Source organism: Nocardia fusca NBRC 14340 (genome assembly GCF_001618425.1).
Taxonomy (GTDB): domain Bacteria; phylum Actinomycetota; class Actinomycetes; order Mycobacteriales; family Mycobacteriaceae; genus Nocardia; species Nocardia fusca.
In genome coordinates this window covers 617,188-632,180 of record NZ_BDCU01000018.1, presented here as the reverse complement: position 1 = coordinate 632,180, position 14,993 = coordinate 617,188, and the positions used below count along the sequence as shown (strand labels likewise).

The following is a 14,993-nucleotide window of genomic DNA, read 5'->3' as shown; positions in this document are numbered from 1 at the left end:
TCACCGAGCTTTCGGGCAAGCACGAATCCGCGCATCGGCCGCCGGGCGTGTCACTGGGCAGTTTGTGCAGTGATGCAACGAATGCAACTTTCCCTGTCTGACTGGTGACATGGCGGTATTCCGCGCCTGCAGTATTCGGTAGCTCACCGTATGCGTCAGTCAACGTGCTCCAGTCTGCTTGAGCGGCAGTGATAGCCCATAGTCGCTCAGGCCGCTGGCATGCGCCGGTGGTCACGGATAAGAATGAACCGCGAATGGCCGCGCAACTGTGCAGCGACGAACGACCTGGTCGCTGCACAGACGGTGATCGACCCTCGCCGGGTCCACCTGGCCCGACGACCCCCCATGGTGGGGCACGCCTGTCGGACAGATGGTTCGGTTGGTCAGCTGGCCACTGATCGTCTTCGCTGCCCCGGCCGTAGACGGCGACGGGTCAGAAGCAGTCGGATCGTCATCGTCACCAGACCGACGACTGGTGCCATCACATACTCGAGGACTCGCTTTCCCCCAGCTCGGGGCCGAGCTGTCGAGTTTCGGCCTGTGGGCTCAGCGTCCCCAGGAGCAGCTAGAGCCCGGGCCGGCGGTGAATACCGCGCCGTCTGGCATATAGAACATCCAGTGGTCGAGTTCGTCCGTGAAGATCGAAAATGTTCGCAACCGCACATCACCGGCGAAGGTCGCCGTGATCGACAGCGAAGGACGCTCCACCTGTACGTTTACGAGTGGGCGACCGTCCAAAACTTGCACCGCAGCCTCGATCTTTTCTCGGGGGGCCTCGGAACTGGCCAGTACCTCCTGCGGTGTTTCGATCCGCCACGCGGAGCAGTAGACCCAGAGATGAAAGATTCCGTGAGGGCGTCCGGGACGACCACCAGAAGCCGAATCCGGCCGTTGAGGGCCGAACTCGACAGTCAGGAAACTGCCGGTGCCGAGCCTCGTACCCCATGCCGACTGTCCATAGACTGCGGTGATTCTTTGTTCGAATACGGCGAGATCGTTCGGGGACGGGTTCATCGCACTGGTCGCTCCTGTTCGAATTCCGGACACCCCGGACGCGGATCGGTGTGCGGGACTGGCCATCGGTCAGCCACCGCCGAACATATCCAGGATGATCTGGACGATCTCCTTGTAACCCAGGTTCTGGCCCGTGATCTCATCATGCACCCTACGGATTTCGTCCTTGCTCAGTTCCCGGCCGAGATCGCGTTCGGCACGTCGGACGGCATCGTTGAACTGTTTATTCTGCGCTTGGTTGTTCCCCGGGGTTCCGCTCGAGGACATCTGCAGGATGGTTCCGGCTGCAGCGGCAGCCGCAGCCGCGGCGGCGGCTGCCGCGGCCGCGTTGGTCAGCGTCGTCCTCGCGGCGGTGGAGGCGAGGGCACCTCCTCTGGCGAGCGCAAACAGGCCCGTGCCACCGGAGCCGATCAGGAATGCCAACAGCAGAGCCAGCAACGCGGCGACGAGCAGACCACTTGCGAGGGTGAAGAAGCAGTCAGACATGCCGCCGCAGTTGTCGGCGCGGGCAGGTGCCGCGGCCAGCTGATCGAGCCCGATGATGCCGAGCAGCGTCGACAGCCGTGCGGGCCACCGAGTTCCTCGCCCGGTCACGGTGCGGCCAGTCGTCGTGGCGGCGGAGGCCCTCGGGGCGGACACGGGATCACACCCCGTGACGGGAACGGGGCCGCGGCAGCTCCCTGTACGGGTTGCCAGGCGGAGGCAGCGTCAGCAGGGTTATCACGGCGATCGCCGCACACGCGCTGGCCAACACCGGCAGGAACGTCTCCGTTCGGGTCCAGAAGTACGAAATGACGACCTTGCCGACCAGGTATCCCACCCACACGCCGGCCGCTAACCGGATCAGGAAGGGCACCTTCATGAGCACTGCTACCGCTTGCGGCGCGCGGACGAGGAGCAGTCGTCGCACCGCCAGCAGGCTGACGAAGAATAGGAACACGGCGGTCGCCTGCACGTACCCGCTGATGAGGCCGGCCAGGAGGAATGTGGCGCCGATCGCTCCAACGAGCACCAGGACGAGTCCGAGAGCGCCACTGCGTGGGCCCTTGGCCACTTCGACGCCCAGCCCAGCCCAAAGGATCTGCGAGAAGGTGGCCGCTCGTCCTGTCAATGCCCACCGATCGAGAAGTACCCGCGCCGCGGCGGTCGCGCCGACGACCACCACAAGGAGCCAAGCCCGCTGCTGCAAGGGTGCGACGGCATCGACGGTGGGCACACTGCCGGACCAGACGAATATCGGGCGCAACAGCATCGGGGCTGTCCGAGCCCAGGTGTAGGCGGCCAGCCCGGCGGTGAGGACCGCCGCCGCGCATTCGACCCACCGCACGGCCGGGCGAGGTAGCCATGTGGCGCCGAGCACCATCATGCGCACCCCCAGCACGGTCAACGGTGCGACTACGGTGAACAATGCGAGCACGCCGTAGCTGAGCAGCATCGGCAGAACCACTACTCGCAGGCGCTCCTCTTCGGCCACATACACCGTCGCAGGAACGTGCAAGACAAGATCACCAAACGCGTAGCCGGTCGTGGCCCAGAGTCCGAACGCGGCACCGAACTGTCCGATGAGGCCGAAGACAGCGATCACCAGCACGCTGTAGCTATATACCTCACCGGGGTGGGTGGCGCCGAGTGCGACGCCCACGAGGAAACACGGAACTCCCGCCAGCACCGCGACAAGCGGCCAGCGCACCAGGTAGTGGCCGTCGGCCAGGGCGATACCCGCGCCGGGCCACACCCGTGCCGCCGTCAATGGCAATCGCAGCCATACGATCTGGGCCGCTGCGTTAATGGCAGTACCTCCGAACCTTCGAGCCGATAGGAGAAGGCATCAGCGGTGGCCGACCGGTCCATCAGGTTTGCGATGTCGGCCGCGCCGCCATCGGCCCTGCGCGCGGATCTCGACGCACCAATCGGCGAGACAGGAACCCGAGGACGATCCCGTATACCACGTGCCCGACGATCGTAACGCTGACGAACTCCGCCAACGCCTTCATGCCCAACCAGCCCGGGTAAAAGCTGACCATCAGTGCTTCCAGAATCAGCGCCCACGCCACACCGGCAAGTACGCCCCGATCGCCGAGTACGACCGTGAAGGCCACGGCGAATCCGAGGCCATTAACCAGGTGATAGCTGAACCCGACCACCAGCGCCGCCGACTGTGTGCGCGGCCCTGCCCCCAGCAGTTCCCCGAACAGGGGCCACGCCGCGAAGGGCCGGACATTCGAGCCGCTGACCGCGACGAGCATGTACCTGCTGAGATCGTAGGCTGCAGTGGCCGCGGCACCGGCCAGCAACCCGATGCGTACCCGGTGTGCCAAGACCACCCTGGACTCGGACGTGAGGTACTGGTACAACACCGCCCAAGCGCCCACGGCGAAACCCACGGTTCCACCCACACCGGCCCACAGCGGCACTCCAGTCAGGAAGTAGCCGAGCAGCGCGGCGCCGGTTGCCATGCATGTTGCGCCGAGCGTGATACGTAGAAGGAACTGAGCACGAAACCGCCGATCGGCGGACCGTACGCTGGCCGACATGGTGTCGATTCTGACACAGGCTAAACCCTTGAGCGTGCAGGCTGCCCGATAGCAGTATCAAGTATGCCTGCGGCGCGGACATAGTTCGGCGGGGCGGCGTCGCGACGCACCGCTCAAGCTCGACCCACCGTTGATGATCGTGAAGCCCGAGGGCCGGGTCGGCGGAGCGCGACGGCTGAACGATCAGGGTCCGAGGGCAAGGTCTACGCGGCACCAGCGGCGCAGGCGACGACCCGGCGTGCTCCATCCTCACTCCGGCTGTCGATCAGCTCTGCGGGCCGGACAGGAACGAGCCGGGCAGTACCGGGCCGGGGCCTGGCCAGGGGCAGGGAATGAGCGTGCCGGGCAGGAAGCAGGGCAGGCGCAGGTTCGGCAGTAGAAAGGGGAAGGGCTGGCGCCAGGTAATTCGTACGTCGATGTAGGGGGTGGTGGCGGTTCCGTAGGCCGCGATCCCGGAGCCGGCATGCGTGATGGTGAACGCGCCGATCGGGTCCTCGAGGCTCTCGCCCGGGGCGAGTGGTGCGTCGAGGAAATCGTCACGAGATCCCTCAGTACCGGGCGAGACCGGGTTGGTGTCGACCAGCACCAACGCCTCAATGCTGCTCACGCTCGGCGACTCGTTATAGGAGCGGCCGAGCCGGACAGTGAGCCCGCGGGCGACGTCACTGGACTCGGTGAAGTCCTCGTCGCTGGCCAGTGACTGGTCGAACACCCCGTAGGGTTGGCGGAACTCCAGGTACATGAACCGGCGGCCGTCTTGCACGTTGTAGCAGATCACCGTCCTGCACCGATCGATCTGGATCATCTGGTAGCGCGGTTCGAGCGTGAGATAAGGCAAAAAGGGCTGACCGCTGACGGTCGGCACGGGCGCCAGCATCGGATGGGCCGGGGTCAGGCGGATCGTCACACTCGTTCCGGGTGTGCCGCGGTCGGGTGCGGAGATGTTCGACATCGGCAGATAGCCCAGCTGGGCCATGTGGACGGCGTTGTTCAGTTTCAATCTCCAGTCACCCATCACCGAGAACGGGTCGTCGTAGTTGTGCACCGAGCAGTCGGTCGAGATCGGCACCGGCTGCCCGTCAGGGGCCGTGCACCGCAACTGGTTGGAATGATGCAGACCGATCGAGTGATTGAACTCGTGGAGGATCAAGCGCATGGTCCACCAGGCGTCTACCCGCCGCACCATCACCCACGGCTCCCCCCGGGGACCATACCCATCGGATTCCAAACACGGGTGCGCCCCGAGGAACAGCACCGTGTCGTAGTTGTCGAGCACCGTCTCGTCGATCACGGCATAAATCTGGTTCCGCCACTCTTCCATGCCACCTGCCACGTGCAAACAGTGGCCGGCACCGTCGGTGGCCCGAGCCCGCGTCCGAATCCAGCTGCCACCACCGATGACATCGCCCACGATCGCCGCGGCAGCCTCGACGCCACCGGAAGTGGTGAGGGTCGAGGAGTCTTCGCGGACATAGTTGGCCACCGACAGTCCGTTGTTGTTGACGCCGTTGCCGAAAACCGCGGCTTCGACGTCGCTGATCGGATAGGGCACCGGTTGACCCTCGAACAGGAAAGGGACAACCGCGACCCGTCGTAGCGTCGACGCGTCTGCGGGCGCGGGCGGAATTGCGACCACCGCGCCGGCAACGAGAACAATCAGCGTAATAAACTGCACCACAACATGTTTCGTTGCGATCAGCATCCAATCGCCTCGCCTCGGTAGGCCATGGGTTGACGCGGACACCGTATCTCCGTGGCGCGGCCTCCAACGGGAGGCTCGCGGCTTACTCCCGGGCGGGCGGGATCTTCGAAAACAGTCCAGCGCATCCGTCGGTTCTGAAGGTCAACGCTGTTGAGTGCAACGATTGCCGGGGTGTGCATGAGGTCGACGAACCTTGCGAGCGCGGGATGGCGTATGGCGCCTGCCAGGAGCCGGTTGTAGAAGTCGCTCCAGATAGCGCAGGTAGCGCGCCGATCGCAGCCCGTCGCCGTTTATGACCGCGCGGCCGCGAGCGTTCCGGGCCTCTTCGAGGTCGCTTTTCCTAGTTGACTGGTGCGATGGTGATATTCCAGACCTGCGGTCTTCGGTGAAACACCGGTGGGGTCCATCACCAACCTCGCTGCCCGGCTTGACCACCAAAGTAATCTACTCGGGCCAAATGACATGGCCGAAAAGATGACGCGGGTCAATCACTACCACCGCCTTTCGCGAGAGATGCCACGCCGTTCTGTGCATCGGCCGCGTAGGCATGAACGCACTGCATCTACCGGATCGGCATCGACCGGGACATCGAGATCCTTGCCCATGAAGTCGATACGGCGTCCGGAGTAGCCGACATCCGCAGGATGTCGTCCAAGGTCGGACGCACCGAAGTCCCCGCGCTTCCTCCGACGCGGCGGGTACGGCTGCTCGGGATGCCTGGCGTAGAAGGTGAACACGTCGAGGTCCTTCACCCCGTTCTTTCCGTCTACCCAGTGCAGCGCGCCGCCCTGGCACAGGGTGGTCAGAAGGACCCGATCCCGGAGTACCCGCAGGTGAGGGTGGCGTCGCATCAGCTCAGCATGATCTTCGTACGCCAACTCGGCCAGGCGGCGAAGGTGGTCTTCGGTCAGAGGCTCATAGGAGCGCTCGGCGACATCGTCATAGGCCATCGAACGATGGTAGGCCCTCGATCCGACACATCCGTTGGTCTCGCGCACGATCTGCCGGGCTCGTGGCGATGCGGCCTGAGGGGAGATCCGAGTTCTCATGGCAGGCCGGGCAACGGTTCCGGGCAGGTAATCCCCCCGGCCACCGTGACCCAGGAGATCCAGGCGCTGGCCCCAGACGTGATCGGCACGGAATCGTCCGAGGGCGGAATGCCCGGTCGAAGTCGGTGGCATAGGCCTGGCGGGGTTTGGCTGCGGTTGGGGTGCCTGCGGTGCGCAGGCTGCGGTGATCACGTCGTGTGGAACACCCAATTTCTGGTGAGCGTCAAGTGGTCGGACCTCGACGATCCAGTGGTCGAGAACGTCGACGATCCATCGCCCCGTATGGTCGGGTCGCGTCGCGCGTCAGTGCGAGGCCGCGATATAGCGAAGCTCCGAACCGAGCGGGGGACAAAGAGCGCAGGCTCCCATAACCACGACCCGAAGACTGTACTGATCGGATACCGGCCCATCCCCCGGTAAATCTCGCCGAGCATTGTCACTGTGACGATTCGGTGGGATCTTCTCTCCCGTGCGCCGTCAGAGATTAGGAATTCTAACCATCGGTGACATTGCCTCAGCGGAGGAGGAAGATGCAAGTAGACCGGTCTCATTGCCCGTTGGATCCTGGTGAGACGCTAGCACCATGCGCGAAATGCGCCTGCATTGATTGAAGGCTGTTTAATCCATGAAGGCTACCCATCCAAGGATTTGACATGGTCTCCGATACGAATACGCACCGTAACGTGGAAGATCGTGCACGCTCTGATGCAGCTCAAATATCGCCAGCTGAAAGCCGCATGCTGGAAGCAATTTCGAAAATCAGAATTGATACAGAAATAGACAGGGATGCAGGATGGCCGCCGCGCCTCAAGAGAGCAACCGCAGGCAGTGCCGCTCTCTCAGCATACTCCGACAGGTACGTCAGTCCCTCTGACATACGAAGCAGCTTGGAGGTTGCGCTCTACCACCCCGAGGTTGAGGAGTATCTCAAAGGACGGTGGGAAGTGCTGGGCTGTCAACCTTTTGCCCGAAGAAGAAACGCTCATTCCATACCCAGAGTAGTTCACGTGGCAATCTTCAACTACACCACCAATCAACTCATCGAAATTTCTGTCGAAGATGAACAGGTGATTTCTATCGAGGAGAAGGAGGCACACGAGAGTCCGGAGGCTCCAATCGAGATTGCCCAGGCCACTGCGGTTGCGCGAGCCCATCCGACTCTCCGTGGAAAGATCGACGGACTCGCAGCCCATGGCATCCTCCAGGTTCCCCCGGAAGGGTCCAGCCAAGGACATCGGTGCATCCTGGTGATGTTCACCGAGCAAGACGATCTCAAGCGGGAATTACCTGTGTTGTACTCCGCCGTCGTCGACCTGAATCTCCAGTCGGTGATTCTGTCGGGAGCAGCACCGCCGTGCCGATGCGTTCCAACTTCGGTTGATCGAGAGTCAAACAGCTAGGTAGCTCAGGAGAATCCGATGAGCGAAAGTAGCGTACTACATAAGATTTGGGGCGACTGGTTCTTCGACTGCGGAGTATTCGGCCATCAAGGACTATGCCTCCTCGATGGATACTTCCGAGGGCAGAAGATGTTCAATAAACTCTGCCTCCCTGTGATCCGAGTCAAGTACGTCGAAGACCAAAATTGGTTCCTGGAACCAAAGCTGCCAGGTGGTGGGTGCGGTCCGTACAATGATCAAATTGAATGGGACACCGAAGATTTTGGCGAGAATCTAAACCCTTTCAGCGGCCCGTACCATCTGGAGAAGCAGCCGACCCAACACGAAGGTAAGAGATACCTCCGAGCAGAAGCGATATCAGTAAACGGCGTGGACGCTTTCCAGACATCAGTATACGCCCGCATAGGCGCCTACCATATTCTCCAGGAGTACACTCTCTATGACGACGGAGTTATTCAGCCGCGCGTATACAGTATGGGCTTATCGTGCAACATGGACCATGACCATAACCCGTACTGGCGATTCGACTTTGCGTTAGGCACGCCAGAAATAGCAAGGGTTGCAGTCTTTTATAGACAAATGTTTGGAAACAGTCTAATCGCCGATATCAATAGCGAAGGGTCGTTGGTCAACAATGATTTTGGTAGGGATATCGAGTACCGCATCACCAGCACACAGCCTCCGACTGTTGCTCACATACGCCAGCCCGCTGAAGCAGTTATCACCCCACCAGGAGAAGAATCCAGCGAAGGGGTCACAGGCCCAACGCCCTTCTCCAGCATCGACGGCTATGTGCGCAAATATCGCCCCGAAGAAGATCGGGATTGGCCGAAAAAAGCCATGGATGAGCTATCCTACCCAAATAACGGACCGTGCACTGACAGTGACATCGTATTCTGGTCTGTTTGCCATCTGCACCATCGTGCAGACAAGCACAATGACCACTTCCATGGCGTTGGCCCGGATCTACGGCTGATTCCGATGACTCTTGCCAGCGTTCCTCCCGAGTTTTTAAGGGTAGTGGAGGTAAGCGGCCGGGTTTCCGTCAAGGATTACAAGCTTGTCGGTAAGGATAAATGGAAGCACATAAACTTTTCGGACAAGGTCTATGTCAGTCCGAGCTCGCCGAGCAGGGAGATCCTCAGCACGACCCAAGCTGGCGACACAAACGGCGAATTCATCATTCGATGCACATGGATGGACGACAATTCCGTGCAGGTGATATGCACTGGAAATCTTTTTGATGAGACTCAACGCGTCGACCATGCTTCCAAACAGTTCAACGTTCTGCGCGACTCGTCACTGCCTGGCGTAAAAATGTCTTTGGTGGACTACCACAAGGGCGATCCCGACACCGCTGACATTAATTTCGAGATATCTAATCGGCAACAGTAGTTTGCAAACTGGTCGTTTCCTGAAGTTGACTGGTGACGTGACGGTATTCCATGGATGCGGCATTCGGTGACTCGGCGTTGGTGTCGGTCATCTAGTCACCGATCTGGTAGCGGCAGGCGGTGTCCCCACCGTGCACCACGTAGCTGACCGGACCACACCGGCGTCGCGCGCCGGTCGCGTTGTGCGTGCAGACGAAAGAGGAACAACGGAACGTCAGGCGGGTGTGGAAGCCAGTTGAACGAGTGGCGAACGTCCGTCGTGATAACCAGCAGGCAATCCAATTGGCTAGCCGCTGTGTAGCGAAGCAATTGACGAGCGATTTCGCGTTGTGGGCCACCGACTTTGACCTCGATGCCGACTCGGTAGTTCCGGTAGCTGGGGTGGTAGATCGAGAAGTTTGCGAAGAAGTCGATCCTGTTCCCCGGGGCCAGGGGTACCTCCTGGCCCAACAGATACCCCGCAGTTCGCCAGCACCGCCCCAACCTGTCGCAAAGGTTGTTCTCGTTGTGGTACCGGATCTCGCCCTCGGCGAGGACCGGGCGCAGGAGGGGGTTGAGACAGCGTCGAGCCTGCTCAGCGTCGTGTTCGCCGCAGTCACCGATGGTGTGGAGCGAGGGCTCGCCCGGTGGAGGTCCGAGGTCGGGTTGCGTCATCGAAGTGCCGTCTCGGTGCGGGCAGCGAGATAGTCGGTCCAGTCTCGTTTCGACCGGGCGGCCCACTGGGTGGCTGTGGTGATGTTGATGCCGAGGAGATCGGCCGCAATCGGACTGGGAATTTCGCTGGCCCAGGCGGCCCGGGCTGAGTGCCGCGCCGGCAGTGCGGAGATTCCGTATGCGCGCAGCTTTCTGGCGAGCACGGATCGCCACGCACGACGGCTTCGAAGACTGCGTGCCTGCCGAGCTGATCGAGCTGGTCGAGAGCGAACAGCTCAACAACTGACCCTCACCCGATACGCCCCGAACTGGGCCTTGCCGCCCTTAGCGCCGGATTCCGTTCACCTGCACCACTGCCCCCTAAACGGCGACCTCGGCCCCCGACGCGGCCTCAAGTATCCGACGAGTGCTTTCGCGCGACCTCGTCGAGCGGTGAATGCGCCTCTCCGGCCGCCACACCGCCTTGATTGGTTTCGGCGTCACCGTCGATTATTTTGAGCATGGGATGTACCTCCCCGCTCGGCGTTGGCGCGCCGGGAGCATTGAACCCGTTGATTTTCAGACCATCCGGGAGGTACTCCTTCCCGGTCATCCACAGGTTCTGATGATTGCTCCACGAGGAGGAACAGTGAGATTCATGCGCCCTGCCCTGACCTTCACTGCGTTGGGGGGTCTGTTGGTGGGGATCACCAGCGCTTTGGCGGCACCCGCCTCTGCCGCAACACCACAGGGAGTCTGTGGAAAGGGCTACACGACCGTGAACTCGATGGCCGTAGGCTCATTGGGCACCGTCTACCTGACGTACAACTCCTCGAACGGCCAGAACTGCGTCGCAACGATCCGCAACAAACCCGGAAACGCTGTGGCCATGTCTGCGTGGATCGACGTCCCGGACACCGGAAACGCGGCTCAGGACTATGGCCAGTACACCTCGCACGCGGAGCCGGCCTACGTCTTCGGCAAAGGCCATTGCGTGAACTGGGGCGGCCACATCGGCAACAGATACGTGCAGATCTACAACTCCAACTGCGGGCAGCAGGAGCATCGGGAAACCTTCATGAGGTGACCGGCGCTTCCTCGCCGCCCGCCACGTCACCGGGTCGCCGCACACGGCCCCGTCTTCCGTAGTCGCTGATGTGCAGATGAAGGACGGGACCTGCGCTAACCGGAAGCGTGTGGGTCCCGTCCTCGTTTTGTACGGCTACTCGGCTGGTGGGGAGGCGTGGATAGCGTCGAGATATCGCAACCCTGCCCGGACCGTTTCGGCCTTTTCGGGATCGTCTGCGAGGTCGACGCCTTGGGGTATCACCCGGAATAGGCAGCGGTAATGGGGTCGCTCGGGTAGGCAGCCTGTACTGCAGCGTGCATGTCTGCGGTGCTGATCGCTGCTTTCGATCCGCGAAGCAGAACCACGATTAGGGCGTTTGGGTCGTCGCTGCGGTGCACAGCCAATATGTCGGAGTTCGTCACCGTGGTCGCCAGGTTGGCGGCCGCAGCAGCCAGGCATCGCGTCATTTGGCCATCGGTGAGCTCGCCTTTCCTGTGTGCGTAGCAGCTCGAGCCAGAGCAGCACGTTCATGCAATCGGGGTGGTAGCGGCGCTCGTCACGCAGCGCGCAGATCCCGAGGGAGCGGCCGCTGCACGGGGGTCCGGGAGCATCCACGAGAAAAGTCACGCTAAGGGGTTACCGCAGATAGTGGCATACTATGTGCGGTAACTTCCGAATTGCCCTGGCGTTATGAGTAGTTCGGAGGCCTGCGACTCGGGAAACTATCTGCGATAGCGGTGGGGAGGACGGGATGGGGCGGGTAAGGATGCTGCCGAGGCCGGTCACGGGCGTGCGGCTGGCCGATGCGGTGCGGATCTATCTGGCCACGATCACCGTGCTCAACACTCGCGCGACCTATGCGGCGGCGCTGGATCGGCTTGTGGCCGATTTCGGCGCCGATACCGATGTGGCGCTGCTGGGTTCGGCGCCGGATCGGGTCGGTGGCTGGTTCACCTATGTGTGGGGTGGCAAGTCGGCGAAGACGTTCAACATTCGGTTGACCGCGCTGGTTTCGGCGTGCGGGTACTGGCGTGGGCAGGGCTGGTTGACCGGTGATCCGCTGGTCCGGTTGCGGGCGCGGCCTGCGCCGCCGGACACCAGCAAGGCCTTGAGTCGGGACCGGGTCGCCCAGATCTTGGCATCGGAGGCTCCGCTGCGGGAGCGGGTGCTGTGGCATCTGCTCTACGAATCGTCAGCTCGCGCCGAGGAAGTGCTGATGCTGGATGTCCCCGACCTGGATACGGCGAACCGGTGCGCGGTGGTGACCCGAAAGGGCGGGGCCCGGGAGGTCATTGCGTGGCAGACCGGTACCGCCCGGCTGTTGCCGCGGATGTTGGCCGGCCGCAGATCCGGGCCGCTGTTCCTCACCGACCGCAAGGCGCGGCCATCGGTGGCGGTCAACGACATAGACCCGTCGACGGGACGCGCCAGGTTGTCCTATCGTCGCGCCGCTGAGCTGTTCGAAGACCACACCAGCCTCTTCGACGGCGGCCCGTACACGCTGCATCAGTTGCGGCATTCCCGGTTGACCCATGCCGCGGAGGACGGCGCGTCGACTCCGGTGCTGATGAAGCTGTCGGGGCACACCTCGGTGCGCAGCCTCGCCAAATACGCGCGGGTCTCCGACGAGGGGCTACGGCGTTATCAAGCCGACAGCGACCCCGCCACGCGGCGACGTCGAGTTCATCGACCCCGATGAGCTTTCCGAAGAGGAGGGCGCGCCGGGCGATACGCCGGTTATGCCGGGAACTTCTCGGATGATCGCTGGATGCGGTCGATGAGGTGGTGTTGTGTGAGGGCGTCGGCGAATGTGGTGGCTTCGGTGGTGCCGTGGGTTTTGTCGCGGGCGTAGGCGGCGTAGAGGTGGGCCAGATCCTGCACGCTCTCGTCGAGGGAGTTGGCGGGCAGGGTCCGGTACTGCTCGGGTACGGGCAGCACCGTGAGAGTGCCTTCGTTGCCGCCAGCGGTGTTGACGCCGTGGAGGGTGTTGTCCTCGGTGTTCTCGAAGGCGCGGTTGTTGGTGATACGCAGGACGCCGTCGGTGCCGGTGATATCGATCTGCAGTCCGGTGGGGTACTTCTGGCCGCCTTCGAGTTGCACGGAGAACAGGCCTCCGCGCGCCAGGGTGCCGATGGCCATGACCTCGTCGGGTTTGGCGGAGCGAACCGTTTCGCCGGTCTCGGCCACGGTGAGTTCCGGGAATTGGATCGCGGTGAGGGCGGTGAGCTCTTCGGGTGGGCCGACGAGCTGGAACAGCACGTCGAGGAAGTGCCCGCCGTAGATGGACAGCACGTGGGTGAAGTTGGCGACGTCGAAGGTCCACGCGACCGCGCCCGGCATGACGGGGGTGAACGCATCGACGCCGACCGAGATGCGGGCGGCGCGAACCTCGCCCACGTAGCCCTGGGCCAGCAGGTCGCGGGCGTAGCGGTTGGCGGGTCCGAGGCGGCGCTGGAGTCCGACGAGGTGGCGCACTCCCTTGCTCTCGGCCAGGGCGAGCAGGTCTTCGGAGTCGGTGGTGCGGGTGGTCAGCGGCCACTCGCTGTAGACGTCCTTGCCCGCTTCGATCGCGGCCCGCACGAAGGGAGCATGCTCCGGGGACGGCGTCACCACCGCCACCAGGTCCACCTTGGGGTCGTTGATCAGCTCGTGCGGGTCGCTGTAGGCGTGCGGGATACCGAACTTCTCGGCCGCCTTCTGCGCCGACTCCTTCCGGCGCGCCGAGATAGCGGTCACGTCGAATTCCGGCAGTGTCTGCAGTGCGGGGATGTGCCCGTAGCGGGCCCAGCCGCCGGCGCCGATGATCCCGACTCGGATGCGCTGTTCGCTCATGTTCTGCTCCTCGGTGTGTGCGGGCTCGGCGGTGGAGCCCAGTGTGGTCTGGTGGTTTGCGGGTTTACGGGAGGTGCCGCGACCGGTGGCGTTTCACCCGACCGGTTCGCGTTCGCTGCGCCGCGTCGGATCAGGGAAGCCGTGCCGACGTGCGGTCACGACCACGGCGAGGGCGATGAGCAGGATGACCAGCGCCCCCCAGGTCAACGCCGCCGAGCCGATGCCGCTGAGCAGCAGTCCGCCCAGGACCGCGCCGGCGGCGATGCCGATGTTCCAGGTCGTGACGACCAGGGACTGCACGACATCGACGGCCTCGTCCGCGCCGGCCGCTTCGGCGGCGGCGGTCTGCAGCAGTGGCCCGGCCCCGCCGAAGGCCAGGCCCCAGAGCGCGGCCGAGGCGTAGACCAGCCATGCGGTGCCGGTGAACAGGCCCAAGCCTAGGGTCGCGACCGCGAACAAAGTGAAGCTGGTGAGAACGAGGCCGCGCAGATGGCGGTCGATGAGGACCCCGGTGATCCAGATACTGGCCAGTGCCACGACCCCGAACACCAGCAGCACGGTGTCGACCCGGGCGGCCAGACCGGTGCCGTCGAGCAGAGGCGCGATGTAGGTGTAGACGATGTTGTGGGCCAGCACGAAACCCAGCGCCGCGACCAGCACCGGAACCACCCCGGGCAGGGTTGTTGCCTGCCGGAGCGGCATCCGGGTCCGCTTGGCCTGCCCGGAGAAGTCGGGCACGACAGCCAGGACCCAGACGACGAGTACCAACGTCAGCACGGTCATGATGGCGAAGGTGTAGCGCCAGCCGACGAGATCGGCCAGGAACGTCCCCGCGGGCACGCCGATCGACAGGGCGACCGGGGTGCCGGCCAAAGCGATCGCGGTGGCCTTGCCACGTAAATGCGGTGCCGCCATCCGGCGGGCGTAACCGGCCATCATCGCCCACAGCAACCCGGCCACGACACCGCCGAGGAACCGCGCCACCATCGTCACCGCGAACACATCGGACACCGCGGTGACGCTGTTCGCCACGACGAACCCGGCCAGCGCGAGTAGTAGCAGTCGCTTGCGCGGCCACCCCGCCGTCGCCGCGGTCAACGGGATCGCAGCCACCAACGAACCGACCGCGTACACGGTGACCGTCTGACCCGCCGCGGACTCGGTGACACCCAGCCCGCGGCTCATGGCGGGCAGGATCCCCGCGGGCAGGGCCTCGGTCATGATCGTGAGGAATGCGGCGGTGCTCAGCGCCAGCAGCCCGGCCAAAGGGAGCTGATCACCCCCGCCGCGGGCCCGCACCTCCGAGACCACCGCCTGCTCGGCGGGTTGCGCGTATGTCATGCTGCCATGGTCAAACCTTGACATT

General features: G+C 63.4%; 13 protein-coding genes. 4 read left to right on the top strand and 9 right to left on the bottom strand.

Going from position 1 to position 14,993, the window contains the following annotated elements; translation table 11 throughout:
- Positions 1-546: 546 nt before the first annotated feature.
- The 6 genes from NF4_RS11955 to NF4_RS11930 form a co-directional block, all read right to left on the bottom strand.
- The gene (locus NF4_RS11955) at positions 547-1,014 is read right to left on the bottom strand and encodes a hypothetical protein (protein WP_063127316.1); all 468 of its coding nucleotides are present in this window, start codon (positions 1,012-1,014) and stop codon (positions 547-549) included.
- Between the two features lie 69 nt (positions 1,015-1,083).
- Positions 1,084-1,608 carry a hypothetical protein gene (locus NF4_RS11950; protein WP_063127315.1) on the bottom strand — a complete coding sequence of 175 codons (525 nt, stop codon included), beginning with the start codon at positions 1,606-1,608 and terminating at the stop codon, positions 1,084-1,086.
- Positions 1,609-1,657: 49 nt separating this feature from the next.
- A complete protein-coding gene (locus NF4_RS11945) occupies positions 1,658-2,770 on the bottom strand; it encodes a hypothetical protein (RefSeq protein ID WP_157120203.1) in 1,113 nt (370 codons plus the stop codon).
- A gap of 94 nt (positions 2,771-2,864) precedes the next feature.
- Entirely contained in the window at positions 2,865-3,470 is a 606-nt protein-coding gene (locus tag NF4_RS11940) for a DUF6789 family protein (RefSeq protein ID WP_063127313.1), read from the bottom strand.
- Positions 3,471-3,813: 343 nt separating this feature from the next.
- Positions 3,814-5,250 (bottom strand): hypothetical protein, encoded by a 1,437-nt coding sequence (locus NF4_RS11935; RefSeq protein WP_157120201.1) that lies wholly within the window; start codon positions 5,248-5,250, stop codon positions 3,814-3,816.
- 491 nt (positions 5,251-5,741) lie between these two features.
- Entirely contained in the window at positions 5,742-6,200 is a 459-nt protein-coding gene (locus tag NF4_RS11930) for a hypothetical protein (protein ID WP_063127311.1), read from the bottom strand.
- A gap of 752 nt (positions 6,201-6,952) precedes the next feature.
- On the opposite strand from NF4_RS11930, the gene NF4_RS37725 reads away from it, so the two are divergent.
- On the top strand, positions 6,953-7,699 hold the full coding sequence (locus NF4_RS37725) for a hypothetical protein (protein WP_157120199.1): 747 nt from the start codon (positions 6,953-6,955) through the stop codon (positions 7,697-7,699).
- 18 nt (positions 7,700-7,717) lie between these two features.
- Entirely contained in the window at positions 7,718-9,094 is a 1,377-nt protein-coding gene (locus tag NF4_RS37720) for a hypothetical protein (RefSeq protein WP_157120197.1), read from the top strand.
- A gap of 1,044 nt (positions 9,095-10,138) precedes the next feature.
- Here NF4_RS37720 and NF4_RS37715 read toward each other — a convergent pair.
- The gene (locus tag NF4_RS37715) at positions 10,139-10,339 is read right to left on the bottom strand and encodes a hypothetical protein (protein WP_157120195.1); all 201 of its coding nucleotides are present in this window, start codon (positions 10,337-10,339) and stop codon (positions 10,139-10,141) included.
- 45 nt (positions 10,340-10,384) lie between these two features.
- On the opposite strand from NF4_RS37715, the gene NF4_RS11915 reads away from it, so the two are divergent.
- The gene (locus NF4_RS11915; RefSeq protein ID WP_198165304.1) at positions 10,385-10,813 is read left to right on the top strand and encodes a spore-associated protein; all 429 of its coding nucleotides are present in this window, start codon (positions 10,385-10,387) and stop codon (positions 10,811-10,813) included.
- Positions 10,814-11,561: 748 nt separating this feature from the next.
- Positions 11,562-12,494, top strand: coding sequence for a tyrosine-type recombinase/integrase (locus tag NF4_RS11905; protein WP_232330420.1), 933 nt, complete (start codon positions 11,562-11,564; stop codon positions 12,492-12,494).
- 38 nt (positions 12,495-12,532) lie between these two features.
- On the opposite strand, the gene NF4_RS11900 is transcribed toward NF4_RS11905, so the two are convergent.
- The gene (locus tag NF4_RS11900; protein WP_063127306.1) at positions 12,533-13,627 is read right to left on the bottom strand and encodes a Gfo/Idh/MocA family protein; all 1,095 of its coding nucleotides are present in this window, start codon (positions 13,625-13,627) and stop codon (positions 12,533-12,535) included.
- A gap of 93 nt (positions 13,628-13,720) precedes the next feature.
- Positions 13,721-14,968: an MFS transporter gene (locus NF4_RS11895; protein ID WP_084533049.1), complete on the bottom strand. Its 1,248-nt coding sequence runs from the start codon at positions 14,966-14,968 to the stop codon at positions 13,721-13,723.
- Between the last annotated feature and the right edge of the window lie 25 nt (positions 14,969-14,993).

Coding starts and splice junctions, on each gene's coding strand:
- NF4_RS11905 (WP_232330420.1), top strand. CDS start 11,562: ATGCTGCCGAGGCCGGTCACGGGCGTGCGGCTGGCCGATGCGGTGCGG.
- NF4_RS11930 (WP_063127311.1), bottom strand. CDS start 6,200: ATGGCCTATGACGATGTCGCCGAGCGCTCCTATGAGCCTCTGACCGAA.
- NF4_RS11900 (WP_063127306.1), bottom strand. CDS start 13,627: ATGAGCGAACAGCGCATCCGAGTCGGGATCATCGGCGCCGGCGGCTGG.
- NF4_RS11895 (WP_084533049.1), bottom strand. CDS start 14,968: ATGACATACGCGCAACCCGCCGAGCAGGCGGTGGTCTCGGAGGTGCGG.
- NF4_RS11935 (WP_157120201.1), bottom strand. CDS start 5,250: ATGCTGATCGCAACGAAACATGTTGTGGTGCAGTTTATTACGCTGATT.
- NF4_RS37725 (WP_157120199.1), top strand. CDS start 6,953: ATGGTCTCCGATACGAATACGCACCGTAACGTGGAAGATCGTGCACGC.
- NF4_RS37720 (WP_157120197.1), top strand. CDS start 7,718: ATGAGCGAAAGTAGCGTACTACATAAGATTTGGGGCGACTGGTTCTTC.
- NF4_RS11940 (WP_063127313.1), bottom strand. CDS start 3,470: ATGGCAACCGGCGCCGCGCTGCTCGGCTACTTCCTGACTGGAGTGCCG.
- NF4_RS11955 (WP_063127316.1), bottom strand. CDS start 1,014: ATGAACCCGTCCCCGAACGATCTCGCCGTATTCGAACAAAGAATCACC.
- NF4_RS11915 (WP_198165304.1), top strand. CDS start 10,385: ATGCGCCCTGCCCTGACCTTCACTGCGTTGGGGGGTCTGTTGGTGGGG.
- NF4_RS37715 (WP_157120195.1), bottom strand. CDS start 10,339: ATGACCGGGAAGGAGTACCTCCCGGATGGTCTGAAAATCAACGGGTTC.